The sequence below is a fragment of the Fuscovulum ytuae genome, from assembly GCF_029953595.1.
Classification (GTDB): Bacteria; Pseudomonadota; Alphaproteobacteria; order Rhodobacterales; family Rhodobacteraceae; genus Paragemmobacter; species Paragemmobacter ytuae.
The window spans coordinates 1661918-1687544 of the sequence record NZ_CP124535.1; the positions used below are offsets into that span (position 1 = coordinate 1661918).

Here is a 25627-nt window from a genome sequence, read left to right on the forward strand (position 1 = left end):
ATCTTGGCCAAAATACTCCGGGGGTGGGGGGGCAGGCCCCCCCTCCGAGCCGAAGCGCGGAACGCGCGCAGGCGAGACAAAAAACCTGCGCCGCGCCCTTCGCGCGGCGCTCCGCTTGGCAACATTTGCATTTGATCAAATTCCGCGCCATAAGCGGGTGCAAATGCCAAACGGACCGCTCCCATGACCGACATGATCGCCGGCATCCCCCGTTCCCGCGTTCAGGCCATCGCCCAGCGCGAAGCGGACCGTTACGCCGCGTCCCGCCCCAAGGCAGCCGCGGCGCTGAAACAAGGCGCGGGCCACTATCTGGGTAGCGTGCCGATGCATTGGATGGCCGATTGGCCCATGCCCCACCTGCCCTTGGTGTCCAAGGCGCAGGGCGCGAAACTCACCGATATCGACGGCCACCGGATCGATGATTTCTGTCTGGGCGATACCGGGTCGATGTTCGGCCATTCCCCAACGCCTGTCGCGAAGGCCATCAAGGCACAGGCCGCCCGCGGCCTGACCTATATGCTTCCGACAGAGGCCGCAATGGAGGCGGGCCGCCTTCTGACCGAGCGTTTCGGCACCTTCCGCTGGCAGATCGCCACCACCGCAACCGATGCCAACCGCTTCTCCCTGCGCGTCGCCCGCGCGGTGACGGGGCGGCCCAAAGTCCTTGTTTTCAACGGCTGCTATCACGGCACGCTGGACGACACGATGGTCGAGCTTGCGAATGGCACCACCGTCAACCGCGCGGGCCTTGTCGGTCAGGTGCAGGATCTGACCCGCGCTGCGACCGCCGTCGAATTCAACGACCTGCCCGCCGTCGAGGCGGCGCTGAAGACGGGCGAGATCGCTGCCATTCTCACCGAACCGGTCATGACGAATTCCTGCATGGTCCTGCCCGAACCGGGCTTTCATGCGGGCCTGCGCGACCTTGCCACGAAATACGGCGCGCTGCTCATCATCGACGAGACGCATACCATCTCCTCCGGCCTTGGCGGCTACACAGCCGTCCACGGCCTTGACCCCGACATGTTCGTGGTCGGCAAATGCGTGGCGGGCGGCCTGCCGACCGCCGTCTGGGGTATGCGGCAGGCCGTGGCCGACCGCTTCGCAGCCTATAACGAAAGCCGCGCACCGGGCCATTCGGGCATGGGCACCACGCTTTCGGCCAATCCACTGCAATTCGCTTGCCTCGCCGCCACCCTCTCGCAAGTGATGACGCCAGAGAACTACGCACACATGGAAGCCGGGGCCGAACGCCTTGCCACAGGCCTTGCCCGCGCCATCGAAAAACACCACGCGCCTTGGCACGTCGTCCGCGTCGGCGCGCGGGTGGAATTCATCTGCGCCCCCGGCCCCCTCAAGAACGGCTCCGAGGCGCACCACGCCCACCAACCGCAGGTCGAGGCGGCGGTTCACACCGCCCTTCTCAACCGTGGCTGCTTGATCGCGCCCTTCCACAACATGATGCTGGTCAGCCCCGCCACCACCGACCGTCAGATCGACCGCCTTATCGCCGCCTTCGACGCGATCCTCACCGACCTTTTCCCCGAGTCCCAACCATGACCAAAAGCCCCTCCGGCTCAACCCCGGCCGAAGCCGAGGCCTTCCTCGCCGCCCATCCCGAAATCGAGGCTTTCGACATCGTCCTGCACGATTCGAACGGGATCGGGCGCGGCAAGATCATTCGTCGCCATGAACTTCTGTCGCTTTACAACACTGGCCGCCACCTTCCCATTTCCATCCTCGGCCTCGACATCTGCGGCGAGGATGTCCATGAAACGGGCCTGATCTGGGATCAGGGTGATGGCGACCTACGCGCCTGGCCGATCCCCGGCAGCCTTATCCCCCTGCATGCCACCAAGCCCGCGCGGGGGGAACTCCTGCTGTCGATGTATGATCTCGACGGCACGCCCATGACCTCAGACCCCCGCCATGCCCTGCAACGGCAGGTCGATGCTCTGGCCTCCGAAGGCCTGCATCCCGCCGGAGCGTTTGAGTTGGAGTTCTTCCTTCTCTCCAACGACCGTGGCCCAGATGGCAAGGTGCAACCTGCCCGCGACGTTCTGGATGGCCGTGGTTCCCACAAGACTGAAGTCTATTCGGTCGACCACCTGCATGGCATGCTGCCCCTCTTTAGCGACATCTACGCCGCAGCAGAAAAGGCTGGGATCAAAGCCGAGACGATGATTTCGGAATATGCCCCCGGACAGTATGAACTGACGCTCCACTACCGCACCGACGTGATGCAGGCCGCCGATGATCTGCTCCGACTCAAGCGGATCGTCCGCCTGCAAGCCCGCCAACATGGCGTGACGGCCTGTTTCATGGCCAAACCGGTCGAAGACTATGCAGGCTCCGGCATGCATTTCCACGTTTCACTGATGGACGGCGCGGGCAAGAATGTCTTCATCGAAGACCGGGAAGGGGAATGGAACCCCACGCTTCTCCATGCACTCGGGGGCCTGCGTGCGACGATGGGCGAATCGATGCTCGTCTTCGCGCCGCATGCCAATTCGTGGCGCCGCTTTGCCGCGCAAAGCTATGCCCCCGTCAGCCCGACTTGGGGGGTGAACAACCGCTCTGTCGCGCTGCGCATCCCGGCCGGTGATATCAAGGCCCGCCGCATCGAACACCGCCCGGCGGGGGTGGATGCCAACCCCTACCTCGTGGCCACTACCGTGCTGGCTGGCATCCGCCACGGGCTGAAGCACCGCATCGATCCCGGCCCCGAAACCACCGGCAACGGCTATGCCGAGGCGCAGGATACCCCCCCCATCCCCGTCGATTGGCGTTCGGCCATCGCGGCGGCGCAAGGCTCCGCTTTTCTGAAAGATGCCTTGGGCGATGACATGCACCGCACCTTCACCGCCATCAAGGCCGCCGAATACGCCCGCGTCGCCCGCACGGTGAGTGAGGTGGATTACGACCTCTACCTTTACACGGTGTAGGCGGAGTTTGACGCAAACGCCGCGCCGGAATTTGGCGCAAATTCCGCTGTCCAAACGAAGCACACCGCCATCCAAGCGATTTCTGCGTCAGAAATCGCCGCGGAATTTGTGTCAAATTCCGCCGTCCTACCCGCTCAGCCCCGCATCCCGCGCGATCATCGCGGCATGGGTGCGGTTCTTCGCCCCCAGCTTCCGGCTCAGCGTTTTGACATGCAATTTCACTGTGACCTCCTGCAGGTCCAGATCCCGCGCGATTTCCTTATTGGCCTTGCCCGCGCAGATGCCCTTCAACACATCCATCTCGCGCCGGGTCAGCGACGCCAGCGCCTCCGCAATCTCAGGCTGTTGCATCAGCAAGGAAATCGGCGCGAAGACATCCCCTGCCGCCATCAGATGCACCGCCGCCACCATCGCGCGCGAGGCAAGCGTCTTGGGGATGAACCCCGCCGCCCCGGCCTGCAAGGCCGCCTCGGCCAGATCGCGCTGTGTTGTCCCTGAAATGATCGCCACCGGAACCCCCGGCGCGGCCGCCCGCGCCTGTGCCAATCCCTCCAGCCCGTTCATCCCCGGCATGTTGTAATCCAGCAAGACAAGGTCGAAACTGCCCCCGCTCGACAGCGCCGCAAGCGCCTCTGGCAATGTCGCAACCGTCCGCACCTCGGAAAACCCCTCCGCCATCAGATAGGCGGCCAGCGTCTCACGCACGAGGTCGTGGTCGTCGGCAAGCAAAAGCCGCATCTTCGGTCCTTCCCCTATCGCCCAAAAGGATGCCGGATGATCCGTAAACAATCCTTTTCCGCGAATACTCTGCAACAATCATTCCGCCTAGAATGGCATGGAACGCAAGGCCCTTCTGCCCTAGCGTGAAAGGCACAGGGCATAGAAACCACAGGGAAAGCCGCGCCGCATGCTGCGCCTTTGGACAAGACGGATCAGGGTTGGCCTGCTTATTGCGATTGCGGCCTTCTTCATCGGCACGGTTCCCGTTCTGGTGCAGGATGTCTACACGCGCCTTCAGGCGCTAGAACGGGCCAATTCCGACAACGGCCTCTGGGCCATGATGCAGACCGAGGTCGAAGTGCTGCGCCTGCAGGCCGCCTACCGTGAGGCGCGCGACATCCCTGCCGGCCCGCAGCTTGATGAATTGCGGCGCTGGTTCAACGTCCTTTACAGCCGTGTGTCACTGCTCGAGGAAAGCGGCATCTACGCGCCGCTTATCGCAAGGCCGGAAAATGCCGGGGATTATGGCGCCCTGCGCGATTATCTTTCGGCCAATGTCGCGCTGATCGATGGCCCCGACCAAAACCTTGCAGCGGGTCTGGATCAGATCGGCGCCCCTCTGGGCGATTTGCGGGCCGCCGTCCGCCGCATGACGCTGAATGCGCTGTCCGACTTCGCCGCGCAATCCGACCTTAACCGCACCTCCATGGCCGATACGCTGGTCCGGCTTGCCGCCGTGACCGGGGCCTTCATGGCACTGCTCGCGGCGGCGGCCATCATCCTTGGCCGCCAGTTCCGCCGCGCCAAAGCGCAGGGCGAGGCGTTGCGCCAGACCGGGGATCGTCTGTCGACGATCTTCGCCACCTCGGCCGACGCCATTATCGTGACCGATGCCGACGGAACCATCCGCGACTTCAACCCCGCCGCCGAAGCGATCTTTGGCCTTTCCGCCGCAGAAGCCACCGGCCAGAACGCCTTGAAACGCCTGTTTGCCGAAGGCGAGGGTGGCCCGCAGGGACAGGCCCTTGTTATGGCCTTGGGCAATACGGCCAATCGCAACGCCCCCTTCCGGATCGAAGTCGACGCCCGCCGCGCCGATGGCCATGTCTTTCCCGCCGAGGTGACCATCGCCCGGGCCGGCACGGATACAGAGGGCCTTATCGTGGCCTTCGTGCGCGATATCTCGGAACGTCGCCGCGCCGAGGCGGACCTCCTACAAGCCCGCGACCGCGCACTTGCCGGTGAAAAGGCCAAGGCCGATTTCCTTGCGGTCATGAGCCATGAGATGCGCACCCCCCTCAATGGCTTGATCGGGTCAATGGACCTGATGCGCAAGACTGGGCTGTCCTCATCGCAGCGCGAATTGATGTCCGTTATGCAAAGCTCCGGCGACATCCTGCTTGGGCATGTGAATTCCGTCCTCGATGTCTCGCGCGCCGAGGCGGAAGCGGGCACCCCGCCCTCTCTCGCCGCCCCCTTCGATCTGGAACAGTTGATCGACGAGTGCCTTGCCAATCAGGCCGGGCTGGCCGCGAGTGTCGGAAATGATCTGGCCACGCAGCACCCTGCGGGCCCCGTCGGCCTGGTCACGGGGGATGCAGGCCGATTGCGCCAGATCCTTCTCAACCTGATTGGGAATGCCGTGAAATTCACCCGCAACGGCACCATCACGGTCGAGGCCGAACGCCTGCCGGGCCCCGGCGATCAGGTCGAGATACGGGTCATCGACACCGGCATCGGCATTGACGAGGCCGATCTGTCCCGCATCTTCGAACCCTTCGTGACCCTCGACGCCAGCTATGGCCGCGAAACCGGCGGTACTGGACTTGGTCTCGCCATCGCGCGCCGCCTTGCCCGCGCTATGGGCGGCGATCTTGATGCCGAAAGCGAACCGGGCGAAGGCAGCCTGTTCTGGCTGCGCCTCCCCTTGCCCCCAGCAAGCGACGCGCAGCCCCGCCCCGCCGCCACAGAGGCAGAGGCCATCGGCATCGCATCAAGCGACGGATCGCTCCCCGTGCCGGAAGGCCCCCCTCAATCCATTCTCCTTGTCGAAGACAATGCCATCAACCGCCTTCTCCTGCGCCGCTTTCTCGAAGCGGGCGGCCATATGGTGACCGAGGCCGAGGACGGCATCGAAGGCGTGGCCCGCGCGAAAGAGGCCGCCTTCGATCTGATCCTGATGGATATCTCCATGCCGCGCATGGACGGCATCGCCGCCACGCGGGCGATCCGCGCCAGCGGCGGCCCTTCGGCCCAGACGCGCATCTTCGCGCTGACCGCCCATGCCCTTCCCGCCGAACGCGCCCGCTTCCTTGAAGCGGGGATGGAGGCGACCTTAGCGAAACCGATTGGGCAAGATGCCCTCTTGCGCGCCGTGGCGGGCCTTGGGATCGACACGCCCGAACCCGTGGCCCCGCCGCCTTCAGCCCCGGTTCTGGATACTGCCACCTTGTCAGACCTCATCCGCCATATCGGCCGCCCAACGGCCCGAACCCTTATCCAACGGCTGATCGAAGATGGCGACCGCGCCCTCGAAAGGCTAAAGGCGGGCGATGTGGAAAAGGATGCCCCCGAACTGGGGCAGATCTGCCATCAACTGGCAGGCACTTCCGGCACCTTTGGGACCACGCGCCTGCGCGCCACGCTGATCCAGACCGAAGCCGCGCTTAGTGCCGCCAATGCCGTAACCGCACAGCGCAGCATAGCGGAACTGCCCGCCGTCTGGAACGCCACCCGCGCTGCGCTTTCTCTGGAACGCGACCGCCTGACCGACGACTAACCGCCTGCCGATCAGACGCCGTCACCCCGCGGCGCGCAAGGCCCGCCGGATCAATCCCGGCACGCGCGGATCAAGGCCGAGGGGCGGCAAGACCGTCCCCCGAAAGCCTGCCTCGGTCAACGCCTGCGGCAGGTCCTCCACCACATGCCCACCACGCGCCGCAAAGAAAGGCAGGACCAGTGCCCCCTCCGGAAAGGTGGTCGCCGCGTCCACGATCCTCGGTGACTGGTCAATGAAGGCCGCCTCTACCCGCGCAAAGCCCCCATCCCGGCGCAAGCGTGCAGCCACCGCCTCGGCCACCTCTGCGGGGGCTGGGCTCTTGAAACTGCCATGCGCTGCCAAAAGCACCGGCAGGTCGGCGGGCACCCGCCCCAAGCGCGCCGCCGCCTCTCGCGCCACCGTCACGGCCAGAGCTTGCACCGCCTCATCCAGTCCAAACGGGGCCAGCACCCGCGCCCCCGGCGCGCCCGCCGCCGCCAACCGCTCGGGCAGATGCGTCCGCGTGAACCATCCTTGCGCCATGAACATGGGATAGACCCGCACGGTAGGACCCAGCACCGCCACGGCCCGCTCCAGCGCGCCCTCTTCCGCCAAGGTCGCCGCCATCACCCGCGCCTCAGGCATCAAGGCCTGCACCTTGGCCGCCACGAAGGCCATCTCTGCCGCAGCCGGAGCGGGGTCCGACGGCTGGCCATGCGATACGATGAGGGCAGACAGGGGCGCGCGCGAGGTCATGCCCGCCATCTAGCCACGCCCCGTCACGGGTCAAGCCCCTCAGGCCAAGGCCCCGCCATCCCCGGCAACATCGCCTCGGTCACCGTGGCCCGGCAATGATCGGCAAAGGCCGCCACCGCCCGCCGCAGTGGCGCGCCCTTGGGCAGGATCAACCCCATCCGCATCGGCGGCCGCGCTGTCTTCAACGGCACGAACACCACCCGCCGCCCATCCGGCGCCCGATCCGATCCCAACCGGATATTCGCGATGGAATAGCCAAATCCATTCGCCACCATCGCCCGCATGACGCCCATATCCCGCGTCCGCTCGGCAATCTGCGGCCGCATTCCGACCTCGGCAAAGAAGGACAGGAAGTAGTCCGCGCTAAAGGGCAGGTCGAGCAAAACCATAGGCAATCTCGCCAGATCGCCCGCCGTCACCGCCTCTCGCCCCGCCAGCGGATGCCCCTCTGGCAAAAGCGCATAGGGCGGCAACGACAAAAGCGGCAAAAACTCCAGATCGCCCGGCACTTCGAGATCATAGCTCAGCGCTGCATCCAGCGTGGCATGGCGCAGCGCCTCGATCAGCCCGGCATGGTCATGCTCGGATTGGCGGAACTCCACCTCCGGCTGCGCCTCGGCAAAGCTGCGCCGCAACCGGGGCAGCACCACCTGCGCAAAGGTCAGAAGGCAGCCCACCGCCAGCGGCCCCCTAACCTGCCCCGTCAGTTCCGCAGCCCGGTCCCCCAAGGCCGCGCCAGCCGCCAGAACCCCCCGCGCAGCCTCTGTGAACTGCCGTCCGCCTTCCGTCAGGGACAACCCCTGCGCATGGCGTCGCACGAAAAGCTGCAAGCCGAATTCCTGCTCCAGCTGCGCAATCGCGGCGGAAATCGATGGCGATGACACATGGCACCGCTCTGCCGCCAGCGCGACCGATCCACACTCGGCCACGGCGACAAGATATTCCAACTGTCGAAGCGTGAATCGAAGCGGCATGATCCCAAGGCTAGACGCCGCGCGACCCAAGCGAAAGGGCCAACACCGCCCTATTCATCCCCCGGCACACCATAAGATGGCGCCTCGCGCGGATCGCGCGCCCGTTGCACATAGGCCGCCATTTGCGGCGCATAAACAGCCCAAGCCCGCGCCACCGCCTCGATGGGCCGCGCCTCCTCCGACCAGTCGCAGCGCAACTCCGCCACGGGCCAGCTTTCGCGATCCACCATTAGAAGCCCTGCCGAATGCACAGGCCCCGCCTCGCCCCCGGCATCCCGACCCGCGATCAATGCCGCGATCAGCCGATCCCCCAAAGCACCCCGCGCGCCAAGGAACCCCTCCACCATCGCGGCAGGCACCCCTTCATGCGCCAAAAGGTTGCCCCCCGCGATCACGCCCTCGCCTTCCGCGATCCCCCAGCGTCCAAGGATGCGCCCCCCGCAATGGCTGGCCACCCGTCCTTGCCCATCCACCACCATCAACTGCCGATAGTCCACATGCGCGGCCCCGGCCACCACCGCCGCCATCGCCTCCGCCGCCCCGTCACCACCTGCCAAACGATCCAGAAGTCGCGGCCCCAGCGCGGGGTCGGTGATGTTCTGCGTCGCAGCAACCCCCACCCCCGCCCGCGCATGGGCGCAGCGCGCCGCCACGGCAGGAGACGAGGAGGAAATCACCATCCCGAAAGCCCCGGTTTCGGCACAACGGGCCAGCAGCGAAAAGGTCATGGATCACCTCTCTGTGGATGCCCCGGGGCCGTCTGCCCCCAGGGTCGATGCAATGTGCCTCAGTCAGGGATCACGGCGGTGGCATCTATCTCCACCAGCCATTCAGGCCGGGCAAGGGCCACCACGACAAGGCCCGTGCAGACCGGATGCACACCCCGGATATATTCCCCCATCGTGCGATAGACCGCCTCACGGTGCCGCACATCGGTCAGATAGACCACAAGCTTTGTCACATGCTCCATCTTCCCGCCGCATTCCTCGACCAATTGGCGGATGTTCTGCATCACCTTATGCGTCTGCTCCACTGGATCGTGGCTGTCGATATTCTTCGCGGTATCAAGTTCTTGTGGGCACTGCCCACGTAAAAAGATCATCGTCCCCCGCGCCACGACGGCCTGAGCAAGGTCATTGTCCAGCTTCTGTTCGGGATAGGTTTCCTTGGTGTTGAACTTGCGGTGGCGGGTATGGGCCATGGCGTCTTTCCGATGGGTCAGGGGGATTGGGGGGTCCAAAGGGGCCGGACCCGGCCCCCCCGGGCGGCTGCGGGATCACGCTTCGGGCATCATCCGCGCGATGTATTGTGCGAATTCGAAATTGGGCCGTTCTAGATGGCTCAGTGGTCCGGGGGCCGACATGCGGGCCAGAAGGCCGCGATAGACCTTTTCGGTGCAGCCCTTGTCCTCGACCTGCACATCATCAAGCAGCGCCTTCACCGCCGCCAGATGCGCCGTCGCGTCGGGATCGGCCATCCATTCCGCACTCATCCCGCCGCCGAACAAGACCTTCACATGTCCCGGCCCATCCGGTGTCAGCGCGAGATACCAGAAATAGCCCGGCGTCAGCGTGATCAGCAGCGCCGGGTAAATCGCCAAAAGCCATGTGATGCGCCGCTCATCCCCCACCAGCCGGGTGTTCGACGGATGCGCCAGCGCCAAGGGCACCGTGTCATTCTTCACGATCCAATGGTAGTTAAAGGCCTCCGTCCCCTCGGGGCATTCCATCAAGGCCAGATCGCAACTGCCGCCGATCGTGCCTGCATGGCAGGCGGGCAGATGATAACTTTCCATGAAATTCTCGGCTAGGACCTTCCAATTCGTGGCCCAGCGGAATTCCTCGCGGAAGGTTTCGGAATAGCGGCCCATTTCAAGATGGCCGACCAGCGCCTCCACATCCTTCAACCGCGCATGGATGTCGGGGGCATCCGGGTTCAGCGTCACCATGATCCAGCCATGCCAATCCGCCACCCGCACCGGGGGCAGCGCCACCGCCTCCTTGCAGAAGGTTTCGTTCAGCGTCATCGCAGGCGCACCCCGCAGCGACCCGTCCAGATTATAGGTCCAGGCGTGATAGGGGCAGACGATGCTGCGCACCCGTCCCCGCCCCTCCAGAAGAACGCTCATCCGGTGGCGGCAGACGTTGGACATCCCCCGCAACACCCCATCCCGATCCCGCAGGATGATGATGGGCTCGCCCGCGATCTCCATCGTCAGATAATCGCCCGGCTCTTTCAGCGCATCCACCCGCCCGGCGCAAAGCCAGTCGCGCGCAAAGATGTGCCGCTCCTCTGCCGCCGCGAATTCAGGCGAGACATAGACCGCTTTCGGCATCGCCTGCGCCCGTTCGAACGGCACGGCCACATTGGCCCGCAACTCTTCGATCGCATGAAGGGCAGGGTCGCGTGCGGTCATGTCGGGCCTCCTGTCCGGCAGGGCAACGGGCTAGCCCGGCCAAAACGGCCCTGCCCCCATCGCGCCGCCCGACCATCCTTCACTGCGCGTGCCAAGGAAAGCAGGATGTTCCGCCGCGCAGCTTAGGCACAGCCTAATCCGCCCCCTGCGCCATGACCATCGCCACCAGCCGCGCAGCGACAGGTGTCAGAATGGCGCCGCGCCGCATCAACAGGCCGAAAGGTTCCACCACGATCCCTAGATCGACAGGCAGGATCACATAGGGCGATCCCTCTCCGGCAAAACGGTCGCAGACCGCCCGCGCCAAGGGGGCGATGGCATTGGATTGCTGGATCAGCGCAAGTGTCAGCAGAAAGGACGCCGTCGCCAAACGTTGCGGCGGCTGTGGCAGGCCCAGCGCCGTCAGCCTGCCCATCACCGCCTGCGTCAGCAGCGCCTCTGGCCCCGGCATCACCCAGTCGAAATCCATCAGGTCTAAAGGCTGCACCCGCGATGCTCCCGCCAGCCGATGCCCGCGCCGCACCATCAAGGCCACAGGTTCCACCCCCATCGGATCGGATAGGGACAATTCCCCCTCCATCCCTCCCGGCATCCGGCCCAGCGCAAAATCCAGCCGCCCCGACAAAAGCTGCTGGCCCAAAAGATCGGAGGGCGCGACCACCACCTCCGCCGTCACCTGCGGCAGGGCAAGCCGCGCCGTGCGCAATGCGGGCAGCACCCTATCCAGCGCTGGCCCCGTGACGGACCCGATCCGCACATGCCCTGCGCCGCCCCCGGCCAGTTCGGCCATCTCGCGGCCTGCGTCGCGCAACTCCATCACCACGCGCCCCGCGCGCCGCGCCAAGGCCTCGCCCATTGGCGTCAATGTGATCCCCCGACCCGTGCGCAGATGCACAGGCTGGCCCGTGATCCGCTCCACCTCAGCCAAGAGGCGCGAGGCAGCGGGCTGCGCAATCCCCAACCGATCCGCCGCAAGGCCCAATTGCCCCGCCTCAGCCAAGGCCGCCATCAGCCGCAGATGCGACAGTTTCAAGCCCCGCCGCAGCAGGATATCCGGCTCATTCATAACGTTTCTGCCATAGCAAAATCACAAAACATTCTTTGACGGATATGGAATAGCGTTGCAACCCTGCGCCCCGCGGTCAGAACCGGGCAAGGCCGGGATGAGGGACCGTCAACGGGCCGTGGCGCATCACGGCGAGGGAGGACATCATGATACTTTCCAGAAGGGCGCTTCTCGCGCTTGCCACTGCTGCGTCCATGGTCGGCGTCGGCGCACCCGTCTTCGCACAGGACAAAGGCACTATCGGCATCGCCATGCCGACCCAGTCGTCGGCACGCTGGATTTCCGATGGCAATTCGATGGTCGAACAGTTCCAGGCCGCGGGCTATGCCACCGATCTGCAATATGCCGAAGACGATATCCCGACCCAACTTGCTCAGGTCGAGAACATGATCACCAAGGGCGTCAACGTCCTTGTCATCGCGGCCATCGACGGCACCACGCTGTCGAACGCACTGGACAATGCCGCCGCCTCGGGCATCAAGGTCATCGCCTATGACCGCCTGATCCGCGACAGCGGGTCGGTCGACTATTACGCCACCTTCGACAACTTCAAGGTCGGCGTGCAGCAGGCGGAGTCGCTGGTCAAGGGCCTGAACGAACGCTTCCCCGGCGTGAAACCGTGGAACGTGGAACTCTTTGGCGGCTCGCCCGACGACAACAACGCCTTCTTCTTCTACAATGGCGCGATGTCCGTCCTGCAACCGCTGATCGACGCGGGCGACATCGTGGTCCCGTCGGGCCAGATGGGCATGGATGTGGTCGGCACGCTGCGCTGGGATGGTGCCGTGGCACAGGCCCGGATGGACAACCTTCTGTCCGCCAACTACGGCGACAAGCAGCTTCATGGCGCGCTCTCGCCCTATGACGGGCTGTCGATCGGCATCCTGTCTTCGGTAAAGGGCGTGGGCTATGGCTCGGGCGACCTGCCGATGCCCATCGTCACCGGTCAGGATGCGGAAATCCCCTCGGTCAAATCGATGATCGCAGGCGAACAGTATTCCACCATCTTCAAGGACACCCGCGCCCTTGCCGGCGTGACCGTCAAGATGGTCGACGCAATCCTGTCGGGCGGCGAGCCGGAAATCAACGACACCAACACCTATGACAACGGGGTGAAGGTGGTTCCCTCCTACCTTCTGGAACCGGTCTCGGTTGATGTCACGAACTACGAAGAAATCCTCGTCGGTTCGGGCTACTACACCGCCGACCAACTGAAGTAAGAATGCCTAACGAAGGCCCGCCCTGCCCTTGCGGTCGGGCGGGCCTTTTGCAACGCGGGGGAATGCCATGGCAACGCTTCTGGAAATGCGGGGGATCAGCAAGGTCTTTCCCGGCGTCCGCGCGCTGGACCATGTCAACCTCACGGTCGAACAAGGCGAGATCCACGCCATCTGCGGCGAAAACGGCGCGGGCAAATCCACCCTGATGAAGGTCCTGTCGGGCGTCTATCCGCACGGGTCCTATGACGGCGAGATCTTCTACGACGGCACCCTTCTGGCCAATCGCAGCATCCGCGACAGCGAAGCGAAGGGCATTATCATCATCCATCAGGAGCTGGCCCTCGTGCCCCTCCTCTCCATCGCCGAGAACCTCTTTCTCGGGAACGAGGTCGCCTCGGGCGGCATCATCAACTGGCCCCGCGCCTTTCAGATGACGGGCGAATTGCTAAAAAAGGTCGGGCTGGATGAGGCACCGACGACGCAGGTGGGCAAGCTGGGCGTCGGCAAGCAGCAATTGATCGAAATCGCCAAGGCGCTGGCCAAGGATGTCCGCCTTCTGATCCTCGACGAACCCACTGCCGCGCTTCAGGAAAATGACAGCCAGAAACTTTTGGACCTGATGCTGGAACTGAAAGCACAGGGCGTCACCCAGATCATCATCAGCCACAAACTGAACGAGATCGGGCGCGTCGCTGACCGCATCACCATCCTGCGGGACGGCGCAACCGTCTCCACCCTCTCGAAAGCCGAGATCTCCGAAGAACGCATCATCCGCGACATGGTCGGCCGCGACATGGCCCACCGCTACCCCGAACGCGACAGCCACCCCGGCGAGGTGTTGATGGACGTGTCGGGCTGGTCCGTCTGGCACCCCGAACAGCAGGGCCGCCAGATGATCCGCGACGCGGCCTTCACCGTCCGCAAGGGCGAGATTGTGGGCATTGCAGGCCTGATGGGCGCAGGCCGCACCGAACTCGCCATGTCGATCTTTGGCCATGCCTATGGCCGCGACATTTCCGGCACCGTCAAGATGGGCGGCAAGGTGGTCGATACCTCCTCTGTAACCAAAGCCATCGCCGCAGGCCTCGCCTATGTGACCGAGGATCGCAAACAGCTTGGCCTCGTCCTTGACGAACCCATTGTGCGGAACATCACCCTTGCCAATTTGGCAGGCGTCGCCACGCGCGGGGTTCTCTCGCGCGGGCGCGAACAACAGGTGGCCGAAGAATACCGCCGCGCCATGTCGATCCGCACGCCTTCGGTGTTCCAAAAGGTCGTCAACCTTTCTGGCGGCAATCAGCAAAAGGTCGTCCTGTCGAAGTGGCTCTTTGCCGATCCGCAGGTCCTGATCCTTGACGAACCGACACGCGGCATCGATGTCGGCGCGAAATTCGAAATCTACTCAATCATGAACGAACTCGCCGCCCAAGGGCGCGGCGTGGTGATGATCAGCAGCGAAATGCCCGAACTTCTGGGCATGTGCGACCGGATCTACGTGATGAACGAGGGGCGCATCGTGGGCGAACTGACCAAGGCCGAGGCCAGTCAGGAACGCATCATGTCCCTCATCCTGAAGAATGACGGCAAGGCGAAGGTGGCGTGATGGCGGATCAATCGGCAGACGCAGGCGGCAAGGGCATCGGTGCGCATCTCGGCGGGCATCTGCGGGAAAACGGGATGATCCTCGCGCTTGTCGCGATCGTCCTGTTCTTCACGGTGATCGTGCGCGTCACCCAAGGGGTGGATTTCCTCTCGGCCCAGAACATCACCAACCTTTTCCTGCAGAATTCCTACGTCATCATCATGGCGCTGGGGATGCTGCTGGTCATCGTCGCCGGGCATATCGACCTTTCCGTGGGCTCCGTCGTGGGCTTCACCGGGGCGGTGGCCGCCGTGCTGACGGTCAACATGGGCTGGCCCGTCTATGCTGTGGTGCCCACCTGCCTTTTCGTCGGCCTCTGCATCGGGGCGGCGCAGGGGTATTGGGTCGCCTATTGGCGCATCCCCTCCTTCATCGTCACGCTGGCGGGCATGCTTGTCTTCCGTGGCCTCACACTCTGGCTCTTGGATGGCCAGAACGTCGGCCCCTTCCCGAAATCCTTCCAATCCCTCTCCACCGGCTTCATCCCCGATGCCTTCGGCGTCGGCAAACCGAATATGACGGCGCTCTTCCTTGTGGCCTTGGCCGCCATCGCGATCCTCTGGTTGGGTCTGCGGTCCCGCGCGCGGGATCTGCAATTCGGCATCGCCCCCGAACCGATGATCGTCTTCGCCATCCGCAACTTCATCGTCGCGGCAGCACTTCTTTTCGTGGGCTACAAACTGGCCAGCTTCCGGGGCCTGCCCAATGTTGTCGTCGTGCTGTCGGTGCTGACCGTCCTTTATGCCTTCTTCACCGAACAGACCACCACAGGCCGCCGCATCTATGCGCTTGGCGGCAATGAAAAGGCCGCGCGCCTGTCGGGGATCAATACCGATCGCCTTGTCTTTCTCACCTTCTGCAACATGGGCGTGCTTGCCTCGCTTGCCGGGATGATCGTTGCCGCGCGCCTCAACTCCTCCACCCCCAAGGCCGGCGTGGGCTTCGAGCTTGACGTCATCGCCGCCGTCTTCATCGGCGGGGCCTCCATGACCGGCGGGTCGGGCAAAATCATCGGCGTCGTTGTCGGCGCGCTTATCATGGGCGTGATGAACAACGGCATGTCCATCATGGGCATCGGGATCGACTATCAGCAGGTCATCAAGGGCCTCGTCCTCCTCGCCGCCGTCATCTTCGACGTCTACAACAAGAACAAGTGAGGCCCCCAATGCTCCTGTCGCAGATCACTCGCCCCGATGGCAGCCTTGCCGTCGTGGTGCGCGCAGGCTCCGAAGCCGCGATCCTGCGTGGCACCGCCTCGACCTATGACCTCGCGCAAGAGGCCGCGACCACTCGCCGCCCCATCGCCGCGATCATTGCCGAACGCGGGATGGGCGAGGCGGTCGACCTGCCCTCCCTTTTGGCGGAAGGCCGGGTCACCCTGCCGATCATCCACCCCGATCCGGCCCATATGCATCTGACGGGCACCGGCCTCACCCATCTGGGCAGCGCCTCGGCCCGTGATGCGATGCACGCGAAACTCGCGGGAACCGAGACGCTGACCGACAGCATGAAGATGTTCCGCATGGGGCTTGAAGGCGGCCGCCCCGCCCCCGGCACCCCCGGCGTGCAGCCGGAATGGTTCTACAAAGGCAACGGCACCACCGCCATCGCGCCCGGCCAACCCCTGACGATGCCCGCTTTCGCCGAAGACGGGGGCGAAGAACCCGAACTCGCCGGCATCTACATCATCGCCCCCGACGGCACGCCCTGCCGCCTTGGCTGGGCGCTTGCCAACGAGTTTTCGGACCATGTCACCGAACGGGTCAATTACCTCTGGCTGGCCCATTCCAAACTGCGCGAGGCGTCCTTCGGCCCCGAAATCCTCTTGGGCGACCTGCCCGCCGATGTGCAAGGCACCTCCCGCATCCGCCGCGATGGCGCGGTGATCTGGGAAAAGCCGTTCCTGTCGGGCGAGGCGAACATGTCCCACACGATGGCCAATCTCGAACACCATCATTTCAAATACGATCTCTTCCGTCGCCCCGGCGATGTGCATGTCCATATGTTCGGCACCGCGACCCTGTCCTTTGCCGATGGTATTTCCACCCGGCCCGGCGATATGTTCGAGATCGAGGCACCGCCCTTCGGCCTGCCCCTTAAAAATCCGCTCGCCAAGGCCACCGCGCCCGCCGCGGCGACCGTTGCCGTTCACACTCTGTGAGGAAGACATGACCTTCAAACCCGCCAAATGGCCCCGCAAACTGCGCTCGCAGGAATGGTTCGGCGGCTCCAGCCGGGACAATATCTATCACCGTGGCTGGATGAAAAATCAGGGCTTTCCCCATGATCTTTTCGATGGCCGCCCGGTCATCGGCATCCTCAACACATGGTCGGAACTCAACCCCTGCAACGCGCATCTCAATGCGCTGGCCGAAAAGGTGAAGAACGGCATCTACGAGGCGGGTGGCTTCCCGGTCGAAGTGCCCGTCTTCTCGGTTTCCGAATCCGCCTTCCGCCCCACGGCCATGATGTTCCGCAACATCGCTGCCATGTCGATCGAAGAACAGATGCGCGGCCAACCGATGGATGGCTGCGTGCTGTTGGTGGGCTGTGACAAGACCACCCCCTCCCTCCTCATGGCCGCCGCCTCCACCGACCTGCCCTCCATCGTCGTCACGGGCGGGCCGATGCTGAACGGCTATTTCCGGGGCGAACGTGTCGGCTCCGGCACCCATCTGTGGAAATTCTCCGAAGCCGTGAAGGCAGGCGAAATGTCCCCCGCCGAATTCGCCGAGGCCGAGGCCTCGATGTCCCGCTCCGCAGGCTCCTGCAACACGATGGGCACCGCCTCCACCATGGCCAGCATGGCCGAGGCACTGGGTATGGCCCTCTCCGGCAATGCTGCCATCCCGGCAGTCGATAGCCGCCGCCGCGTCATGGCGCAACTGTCGGGCCGCCGCATCGTGCAGATGGTGAAGGACGATCTGAAGCCGTCTGACATCCTGACGCGCGAGGCCTTCGAAAACGCCATCCGCACCAATGCCGCCATCGGCGGATCGACCAATGCCGTCATCCACCTTCTGGCCATCGCGGGCCGCGTCGGCATCGACCTGACGCTGGATGACTGGGACCGCCTTGGTCGTGACGTGCCCACCATCGTGAACCTGATGCCCTCCGGCAAATACCTGATGGAGGAATTCTTCTACGCAGGCGGCCTGCCCGTCGTCCTGAAACGTCTGGGCGAGGCGGGGCTTCTGAACAAGGACGCGCTCACCGTTTCCGGCGAAACGGCATGGGAACAGGTCAAGGACGTGGTCAACCACAACGAAGACGTCATCCTGCCCGTGGAACGCGCGCTGACGCAATCCGGCGGCGTGGTGGTGCTCAAGGGCAACCTCGCCCCCAACGGTGCCGTCCTCAAACCCTCTGCCGCGACCCCGTCGCTGATGGTCCATCGCGGCCGCGCCGTCGTGTTCGAGGATATCGACGACTACAAGGCCAAGATCAACGACCCCGATCTGGATATCGATGAAACTTGCGTCATGGTGCTCAAGAATTGCGGCCCGAAAGGATATCCCGGCATGGCCGAGGTCGGCAATATGGGCCTGCCCCCCAAGGTGCTGAAAAAGGGCATCACCGACATGGTCCGCATCTCGGACGCGCGCATGTCGGGCACCGCCTTCGGCACGGTCTGCCTGCACACCTCGCCCGAAGCGGCTGTGGGTGGCCCTCTTGCCATCGTGCAGAACGGCGATTTCATTCAACTGGACGTTCCCAACCGCCGCCTGCATCTGGAAGTGTCGGATGAGGAAATCGCACGCCGTCAGGCCCTCTGGACCCCCCGCATCGCGCCCCCCGACAGCGGCTATGCCAAGTTGCACCACAGCCATGTGATGGGCGCCGATACCGGGGCCGATCTCGACTTTATGCTCGGCTGCCGTGGCGCTCCGGTGGGCAAGGACTCGCACTGATGGCGAAGATGAAACTGGCCCTCGTGGGCATCGGCAAGATCGCCCGCGACCAGCACGTCCCCGCCCTCGTCGCCTCTCCCGATTGGGAACTTGCCGCCACGGTCAGCCGTTCGGGCACCGTGGACGGCATCCCCGCCTATACCGACTTCGCCGCGATGTTGGCCGAACGACCCGATATCACGACGATCTCCCTCTGCCTCCCGCCGCAACCACGCTATCCTTACGCCGAAATGGCCATCCGCGCAGGTCGCCATGTGATGCTGGAAAAGCCCCCCGGCCAAACCTTGGCCGAGGTGCATTGCCTGCGCGCCGCAGCGCAGGCCTTTGGCGTCTCACTCTTCGCCACATGGCACAGCCGCATGGCCACCGCCGTGGCCCCGGCCAAGGCATGGCTAGCAGGCCGCGTTGTGAAATCCGCCCGCATCACCTGGCGCGAGGATGTGCGCAAATGGCATCCCGGTCAGGATTGGGTCTTTGAACCCGGCGGCATGGGCGTCTTCGATCCCGGCATCAACGCGCTGTCGATCCTGACCGAGGTGCTGCCCCATACCGGCCATATCACCGCCGCCGATCTGGAATTCCCCGCCAACCGCGACACGCCCATCGCCGCGCGCCTGACTTTTTCAGGCAACATCACCGCCGATTTCGACTGGCGGCAGGAAGGCCCGCAGACTTGGGATATCGAATTCGAAACCGATGCCGGCCCCTGCGCGCTGCGCTTTGGCGGCAATCGTTTCGAAGTTGCGGGGCAAGAGGTGGCGGGTGAGGCGTCCATTATGGGCGAATACCCCCTCCTCTATTCCCGCATGGCCGACCTCGTGCGCAGCGCGGACTCTGACGTGGATCTCGCACCGATGGTCCATGTGGCGGATGCCCTGACGCTGGGCCGCCGGATCGTCACCGATCCCTTCCAATTCTGATCACGCAAAAGGGCCGGATCTTTGCGATCCGGCCCCGCATCTGCAAAGGCACCTTCCCATCTGGGGCTGTGGGGGATGCCCATTGCCTTGACAGATTACCCTGCCCCGATGCCAAAAGACCGCTCTCCATGGCAGAAGGTCGCCCCGGCAGCCGTCTGCCGATGCGACCTTCGCCAGTATCGCCCTATCCGTCCGGCGGCCTCAGGTCCGCAGCACGCGATAGATCGCCGGGATCACCAACACCGTCAGCAAGGTCGAGGTCAGCAACCCGAACAGCAGCGAAATCGCCAGCCCCTGAAAGATCGGGTCCGCCAGAATCACCACCGCCCCGATCATCGCCGCAATCGCCGTCAGCAGGATCGGCTTGAACCGGATCGCCCCCGCCTCGACCAGCACATCCACCGTCACCGGACCTGTCGTTGAATGCCGGATGAAATCCACCAGCAGGATGGAATTCCGCACGATGATCCCCGCCAAGGCAATGAAGCCGATCATCGAGGTGGCTGAGAACGGCGCCGCAAACAGCCAATGCCCAAAGATGATGCCAAGGAAGGTCAGCGGGATGGGCGTCAGGATCACCAAGGGAAGCTTGAACGACCCGAACTGCGCCACAACAAGGATATAGATGCCCAGAAGCGCCACGCCAAAGGCCGCCCCCATGTCGCGGAAGGTGACGAAGGTCACTTCCCATTCCCCATCCCACAGCAGCGTGACCTTCCCTTCATCCTCGGGCTGGCCATGCAGGCTGATCTCGGGCTTCGTCCCCGGCGCCCAATCCTGCGCCTCGATGGCATCGGCCACGGCAAGCATCCCGTAAAGCGGGGCTTCGAAATCCCCGGCAAGCTCGGCCGTCACCATCTCGGCCTCGCGCCCGTTATGCCGGAACACGGGGTAGGACGACGCCTCTTCCGACACCCGGATCACATCACCCAATTCCACCACACCCCGCGCGCCAGGCAAGACATTGGCCGGGATCGGCGTCGTCAGGAACCGCGCATCCAGCACCCGGTCAGACTTGTCGCGCCCGACGATCAGGGGGATCGGATGCCGCCCGTCGCCGCGATGCGAATAGCCGACCACCTGCCCCCCGTTCAAAAGCGCCATCGTGTCGAAGACATCCGCCTCCTGCACCCCGAAGAATTCCAGATCATCGCTGGAAATCACCGCCCGCAGACGCGGGGCCTTCACCCCGAAACTGTCATCCACATCCACCACGAAAGGCACGCTTTCAAAAGCCGCACGGATCTGCGCCGCAGCCTGCCGCCGCGTGTCGGCATCCGGCCCATAGACCTCGGCCAGAAGCGTGGCGATGACGGGCGGCCCCGGCGGGGGTTCCACGGTCTTCAGCACCGTGCCCTCTGGCACCTCCAGCGACGCCAGCCGCGCGCGGATATCCAGCGCGATATCATGGCTCGCCCGGTCCCGGTCGGTCTTGGGCAGAAGGTTGATCGCCACCTCACCCAGCTGCGGTTCCTGCCGCAGATAGGTATGCCGCACCAGCCCGTTGAAGTTGAAGGGGGCCGCGGTCCCGGCATGGGTCTGAACCGATGTCACCTCGTCCATCCCCATCACGATGGCCGCCACATCCTGCGCCACCCGATCCGTCGCCTCGACCGACGCGCCCTCTGGCAGATCGATCATCACCGAAAGCTCTGACTTGTTGTCGAAGGGCAGCAGCTTCACCGTCACATCGCGGGTATAAAGCGCCGCCAGCGACCCGAAAGACAGCACCGCCGTGATCAGCAAGAACCCAAGGCTCCGCGCTTTCGACGCCAGCAGGGGCCGCGCCACGGCATTATAGCCGCGTTCCAGCACCCCGCCCGGATGGCCGCCATGGCTGTCATCATGGGCATGGGCCGACATGTCGGCCTTGCCCGCGATCTTCACCATCAGCCAAGGCGTGATGATCACCGCGACAAAGAAGGAAAAGATCATCGCCGCAGATGCATTGGCCGGGATGGGCGACATATAGGGCCCCATCAGCCCGCTCACGAACAGCATCGGCAGCAGCGCCGCAACGACGGTCAGCGTTGCCACGATGGTGGGATTGCCCACCTCCGCCACCGCATCGATGGCCGCTGTCATCCGGTTGCGACCGTCCTTCATCCCCCAGTGGCGCGCGATATTCTCGATCACCACGATGGCATCATCGACAAGGATACCGATGGAAAAGATCAGCGCGAACAGGCTGACACGGTTCAGCGTATAGCCCATGATCCATGCCGCAAAGAGCGTCAGCAGGATCGTCACCGGAATGACGATGGCCACCACGATGGCCTCGCGCCAACCGATTGCCAGCCAAACCAGCACGATGATCGACACCGTTGCCAGCCCAAGGTGGAACAGCAACTCATTGGCCTTCTCATTCGCCGTCTCGCCATAGTCGCGTGTCACGGTCAGGGTCATGCCTTCCGGGATCAGATGGCCTTCTAAGCCCTCCACCCGGTGCAGCACCTCTTCGGCCACCACCACCGCATTCGCACCCGCCCGCTTTGCCACGGCCAGTGTCACGGCGGGCGAACGGATCACCGACCCATCCTCGCCCTTCACCAGATGGCTGACGATATGGTCCGACGTGTCGGGAACAAAACTCACCTCCGCCACATCGGCCACATAGACAGGCCGCCCGTCCCGCGCCGTCAGCAAAAGGTTCGCCACCTCGGCGGGGGCCGTCATGGTCTGGCCCGCCACAAGGTCGATCTGTCCGCCCTGATCGCGGATTTTCCCGGTGTTCAACGTCCGATTGGCCTGCGCCACCTTGCCCGCCAATTGCTGCAAAGTGATGCCATAAAGCGCCAGCCGCTCCGGGTCCGGCGCGATGCGAATGGCCTCCTGCGCCTCGCCCACGATATAGGTCAGGCCCACATCCTCGGTCTTGGCCACTTCGGATTGCAGCGCGCGCACCACCCGCGTCAGGTCATTCGCGGTGACCTCTTCGCCCGACAGAGTCAGCGTCAGGATCGCCACATCGTCGATCCCCCGCCCGATGACCAGCGGTTCAGGAATACCAACGGGCAGGCGGTCGATATTCGCCCGCAGCTTGTCATGCACCCGCAGGATGGCGTCTTCCGCCTTGGTGCCCACCTCGAACCGCGCCGTCACCAGCGCGGCATCATCCCGCGTTTGGGAATAGACATGTTCGACATCGTTGATCCCCTTCACAAGGATCTCCAATGGCTCCGTCACCAGCTTTACGCCGTCTTCGGCCTTCAACCCCTGCGCCTGCACGTGGATATCCACCAGCGGCACGGAAATCTGCGGCTCTTCCTCGCGCGGCAGCGACACCAGCGCCACCAAGCCCGCCGCCAGCGCCGCAAGGATGAACAAAGGCGTCAGGGCGGATGCGATGAAGCCTTTCGTCAGCCGCCCGGCTATGCCCAGCTTTGCCTCACTCATGGCCCACCTCGCCTGCTTCAGGTGCCACGGCCAGAACCGCATCCCCGGCCTTCAGCCCGGTCAGCACCTCGACCATCGCCACGCCCTCCACCGTCACCTCTGCGCCGGGCACCACGGCCCGCAGCCCTGCGCCTTCGATGGCCACGAAATCCAGACCGCCCCGCGTCACCAGCGCCGCCTCTGGAACCAAAAGCGCGTCACGTTCCCCCACGGGCAGCCGCACCAGAACGCGCGCATCGACAAAGCGGTCGGTCAACCCCTCGACCTCCACATCCGCGACCACCCGCCCGTTCTCGATCAACGGATAGACCTTGGCCAGCCGCCCGGTCACCGTCCCCGACGCGCCCTCAATCTCGATCGCGTCCCCCTCAGTCAGATCACCCGCATGCCGCTCTGGCACCGCCAGCCGCAGGAAAATGCCCCCGCCGCCCAGTTGCGCCACCGCCTCGCCGGGCATCACCACCGCACCCGTCGCAACAGGGACATCCAGCACCCGCCCCGCCACCGGGGCCAGCACCGCGCCTTCGGCCGCCTGCTGCTCAACCACCTGCCGCTGTGCTTCCAGCGCCGCAATCTGCCCGGTCACCACATCCACCTGCGTCCGCAAGGCATCCAGCCGTTGGACCGTCGTCACCCCTTGGGCCAGCAATTCCTCGCCCCGCGTCAGTTCGGCCTTGGCATTGGTCAGCTGCGCCTCCAACGCCCCCCGCTGGGCATCCAGCGCCGAAAGCTGGAAACCCAGCTTTTCATCCACCACCCGCGCCAGCACATCGCCCTGCGCGACCTCGTCGCCCTCGGCAACCGCCAGTTCCACCAGCGTTCCGCCCAGCCTTGCCCGGGCCGGGATGCGGTCGCGCGCCTCCACCCGGCCATAAACGGCCTTCCATTCGGTGATCGCCACCGGCTCCAGAACAACGGTCTCGGCCATGGCGGCCGATCCCAAAAATATCACCATCAGGGTCAAAGCGGAAAACGGGCGCATGGGGGTCTCCTTTTGCCTTGCTCCGGCCCAGATAACCCGTGCAGATTAAATATTCAAGACTCTGAATGTTTATATTTGAAGCGGGCGGATCAGGCAAAGCTTGCCCTTTGCCCGCACTCCACTAGACAGGAGGGGAAACGGGATCGCCGCCGATGACCAAGATCAGGGATATCGCCAAACGCGCCGGGGCCTCGATCGCCACGGTGTCGCGCGTGGTCAACGGATCAGGCTATGTCAGCGCCGAGATGCGCGCCCGGATCGAATCTGCGATTGCCGAGCTTGGCTATACCCCGAACGCTGGCGCGCGCATGATGCGGTCGGGCAGCAGCCGGATGGTCGGCGTCCTCCTCCCCGCGCTGGATGTGCATTTCTTCGGTATCCTCGCCCATGTCGTGGAACAGGCGCTGTTCCGGCAGGGCTATCACGCGATGATCTGCTCCACCGCCGAAAGCCCGGAACATGAGGCGGCCTATGTCGCGGCCCTTCTGTCGCAGCAGGTGGATGGCGTCATCCTCGCTTCGGTCACCGCCGACAGCGTGGCGGTGGACCGTCTGCGCGCTGCCGATATCCCCATCGTCGCGATGGACCGCGCCCTTCCCGGCCTGCCCACCGTGTCGGCCGACCACCACCAAGGCGGCCGCCTCATGGCACGCCACCTGATCGCCCTTGGCCATCGCAAAATCGCCGTCACAGGTGCGCCGGGCCATTCCGCCCCGGTGCAAGAACGTGTCGCGGGAATCACGGCCGAACTGGCCGAGGCGGGCCTTGCCCCCCTTGCCATCCGCCTTGCCGCCGATCACGGCTTTGACGCCTGCCGTGCCTTGGCCGCCGATCTTCTGACCGATCTCGCGCCCAGCGCCCTGATCGGCACGTCCGACATGGCGGCCATCGGCGCGCTGCATGCCGCCGCCGAACGTGGCCTGTCCATCCCCCGTGATCTGTCGGTGATCGGCTTCGATGATCTGCCCGCCGCGCGCTATACGCTGCCGCCCCTCACGACCGTGGCCCAACCCATCCGAGCCATAGGCGAGGCCGCCGTTCATCGCCTTGTCGCCCGCATGCGGGGTCAGCCCTTACCGCCGCCCCCCGATCTGCCGCTGACCCTGATGGAACGCGGCACCACCGCCCCGCCACCATAGAAAAAGGGCGGTGGATCGCGCCACCGCCCCTGTCCCAAAAGCCAGAAAGATCAGGCCGCGCGGCTCAGCAGCACGTCATCCACTTTCTTCTGCGCGCCCGCCTCATCGACGCCCGAAACGGCGGCCACTTCGCGGGTCAGACGCTCCAGCGCAGCTTCATACAACTGGCGCTCGGAATAGCTCTGCTCGCGCTGGTCATCCGTGCGGTGCAGGTCGCGCACCACTTCGGCAATCGACAGGAGGTCGCCCGAATTGATCTTCTGTTCATATTCCTGCGCGCGGCGCGACCACATGGCCCGCTTCACCCGCGCCTTGCCCTTCAGCGTGTCCAGCGCCTTGGTCACGATATCCGGCGTCGACAGCTGGCGCATGCCCACTTCAACGGCCTTGTGCGTGGGAACCCGCAGGGTCATCTTGTCCTTTTCGAAGGTGATCACGAAGAGTTCCAGCTTGAAACCGGCAATCTCCTGCTCTTCGATCGAGATGATCTTGCCAACGCCATGCGCGGGGTAAACGACGAACTCGTTGGGGCGGAACTCGGGCTTCTTCGTCTTGGTCATTCAGTCGTTTCCTCGAAGGGACCGCCTGTTTCACGCGACAATGCGGACGACCGGAACCTGACTTGGCTCCGGCGAACCGGCCGAACTGTCACAGAAATTCCCCGCTCAGGCATCACGCGCTGAGTGCAGGGTCAGGCCTCCGTTGTGTTTGTAACAGATTCTATACCACAGAATCGGCCCGATTCCAACAACGTCAAAAAGGCTGCCCCAAGGCAATTGCCC

At 64.5% G+C, this 25627-nt stretch carries 20 protein-coding genes; 10 read left to right on the plus strand and 10 right to left on the minus strand.

Annotated elements, in window-relative coordinates:
- Window positions 1-183 precede the first annotated feature (183 nt).
- Both QF092_RS07990 and QF092_RS07995 read left to right on the plus strand, forming a co-directional pair.
- Complete coding sequence (locus tag QF092_RS07990; RefSeq protein WP_281469200.1) at window positions 184-1560, plus strand: aspartate aminotransferase family protein; 1377 nt, start codon at window positions 184-186, stop codon at window positions 1558-1560.
- On the plus strand, window positions 1557-2945 hold the full coding sequence (locus tag QF092_RS07995) for a glutamine synthetase family protein (RefSeq protein ID WP_281469202.1): 1389 nt from the start codon (window positions 1557-1559) through the stop codon (window positions 2943-2945). The genes QF092_RS07990 and QF092_RS07995 overlap by 4 nt, the downstream gene beginning before the upstream one ends.
- A gap of 126 nt (window positions 2946-3071) precedes the next feature.
- On the opposite strand, the gene QF092_RS08000 is transcribed toward QF092_RS07995, so the two are convergent.
- On the minus strand, window positions 3072-3683 hold the full coding sequence (locus QF092_RS08000) for a response regulator (protein WP_281469204.1): 612 nt from the start codon (window positions 3681-3683) through the stop codon (window positions 3072-3074).
- A 169-nt stretch (window positions 3684-3852) separates the two neighbouring features.
- On the opposite strand from QF092_RS08000, the gene QF092_RS08005 reads away from it, so the two are divergent.
- Window positions 3853-6444 (plus strand): hybrid sensor histidine kinase/response regulator, encoded by a 2592-nt coding sequence (locus QF092_RS08005; protein WP_281469206.1) that lies wholly within the window; start codon window positions 3853-3855, stop codon window positions 6442-6444.
- Between the two features lie 21 nt (window positions 6445-6465).
- Here QF092_RS08005 and QF092_RS08010 read toward each other — a convergent pair whose 3' ends face one another.
- The 6 genes from QF092_RS08010 to QF092_RS08035 all read right to left on the minus strand — a co-directional run bounded on the left by QF092_RS08010 (window position 6466) and on the right by QF092_RS08035 (window position 11635).
- The gene (locus QF092_RS08010; protein ID WP_281469209.1) at window positions 6466-7188 is read right to left on the minus strand and encodes a CbiX/SirB N-terminal domain-containing protein; all 723 of its coding nucleotides are present in this window, start codon (window positions 7186-7188) and stop codon (window positions 6466-6468) included.
- A 14-nt stretch (window positions 7189-7202) separates the two neighbouring features.
- On the minus strand, window positions 7203-8153 hold the full coding sequence (locus tag QF092_RS08015; RefSeq protein ID WP_281469212.1) for a LysR family transcriptional regulator: 951 nt from the start codon (window positions 8151-8153) through the stop codon (window positions 7203-7205).
- A 50-nt stretch (window positions 8154-8203) separates the two neighbouring features.
- A complete protein-coding gene (locus tag QF092_RS08020; protein ID WP_281469214.1) occupies window positions 8204-8881 on the minus strand; it encodes a DUF1028 domain-containing protein in 678 nt (225 codons plus the stop codon).
- Window positions 8882-8940: 59 nt separating this feature from the next.
- Window positions 8941-9354 (minus strand): RidA family protein, encoded by a 414-nt coding sequence (locus QF092_RS08025; RefSeq protein WP_281469216.1) that lies wholly within the window; start codon window positions 9352-9354, stop codon window positions 8941-8943.
- A gap of 75 nt (window positions 9355-9429) precedes the next feature.
- Window positions 9430-10569, minus strand: a complete 1140-nt coding sequence (locus QF092_RS08030; protein WP_281469218.1) for an aromatic ring-hydroxylating oxygenase subunit alpha — start codon at window positions 10567-10569, stop codon at window positions 9430-9432.
- 133 nt (window positions 10570-10702) lie between these two features.
- The gene (locus QF092_RS08035; RefSeq protein ID WP_281469220.1) at window positions 10703-11635 is read right to left on the minus strand and encodes a LysR family transcriptional regulator; all 933 of its coding nucleotides are present in this window, start codon (window positions 11633-11635) and stop codon (window positions 10703-10705) included.
- A gap of 146 nt (window positions 11636-11781) precedes the next feature.
- Here QF092_RS08035 and chvE point away from each other — a divergent pair, with 146 nt between their 5' ends.
- The 6 genes from chvE (at window position 11782) to QF092_RS08065 (ending at window position 19328) form a co-directional block, all read left to right on the plus strand.
- The gene (chvE, locus tag QF092_RS08040) at window positions 11782-12855 is read left to right on the plus strand and encodes a multiple monosaccharide ABC transporter substrate-binding protein (protein ID WP_281469222.1); all 1074 of its coding nucleotides are present in this window, start codon (window positions 11782-11784) and stop codon (window positions 12853-12855) included.
- Window positions 12856-12922: 67 nt separating this feature from the next.
- A complete protein-coding gene (gene mmsA, locus QF092_RS08045) occupies window positions 12923-14458 on the plus strand; it encodes a multiple monosaccharide ABC transporter ATP-binding protein (protein ID WP_281469224.1) in 1536 nt (511 codons plus the stop codon).
- Complete coding sequence (mmsB, locus tag QF092_RS08050; RefSeq protein ID WP_281469226.1) at window positions 14458-15654, plus strand: multiple monosaccharide ABC transporter permease; 1197 nt, start codon at window positions 14458-14460, stop codon at window positions 15652-15654. The genes mmsA and mmsB overlap by 1 nt, the downstream gene beginning before the upstream one ends.
- Window positions 15655-15662: 8 nt before the next feature.
- The gene (gene araD1, locus QF092_RS08055) at window positions 15663-16658 is read left to right on the plus strand and encodes an AraD1 family protein (protein ID WP_281469228.1); all 996 of its coding nucleotides are present in this window, start codon (window positions 15663-15665) and stop codon (window positions 16656-16658) included.
- 7 nt (window positions 16659-16665) lie between these two features.
- Window positions 16666-18408, plus strand: coding sequence for an L-arabinonate dehydratase (araD, locus tag QF092_RS08060; RefSeq protein WP_281469230.1), 1743 nt, complete (start codon window positions 16666-16668; stop codon window positions 18406-18408).
- A gap of 8 nt (window positions 18409-18416) precedes the next feature.
- A complete protein-coding gene (locus tag QF092_RS08065; protein WP_281469847.1) occupies window positions 18417-19328 on the plus strand; it encodes a Gfo/Idh/MocA family protein in 912 nt (303 codons plus the stop codon).
- Window positions 19329-19529: 201 nt separating this feature from the next.
- On the opposite strand, the gene QF092_RS08070 is transcribed toward QF092_RS08065, so the two are convergent.
- Both QF092_RS08070 and QF092_RS08075 read right to left on the minus strand, forming a co-directional pair.
- Window positions 19530-22724, minus strand: a complete 3195-nt coding sequence (locus QF092_RS08070) for an efflux RND transporter permease subunit (protein ID WP_281469232.1) — start codon at window positions 22722-22724, stop codon at window positions 19530-19532.
- A complete protein-coding gene (locus QF092_RS08075) occupies window positions 22717-23679 on the minus strand; it encodes an efflux RND transporter periplasmic adaptor subunit (RefSeq protein WP_420026536.1) in 963 nt (320 codons plus the stop codon). Before QF092_RS08075 ends, QF092_RS08070 begins: the two co-directional genes overlap by 8 nt.
- Before the next feature lie 179 nt (window positions 23680-23858).
- Here QF092_RS08075 and QF092_RS08080 point away from each other — a divergent pair, with 179 nt between their 5' ends.
- Window positions 23859-24845 (plus strand): LacI family DNA-binding transcriptional regulator, encoded by a 987-nt coding sequence (locus tag QF092_RS08080; protein WP_281469236.1) that lies wholly within the window; start codon window positions 23859-23861, stop codon window positions 24843-24845.
- Window positions 24846-24895: 50 nt separating this feature from the next.
- On the opposite strand, the gene QF092_RS08085 is transcribed toward QF092_RS08080, so the two are convergent.
- On the minus strand, window positions 24896-25405 hold the full coding sequence (locus tag QF092_RS08085; protein ID WP_281469238.1) for a CarD family transcriptional regulator: 510 nt from the start codon (window positions 25403-25405) through the stop codon (window positions 24896-24898).
- Window positions 25406-25627 lie beyond the last annotated feature (222 nt).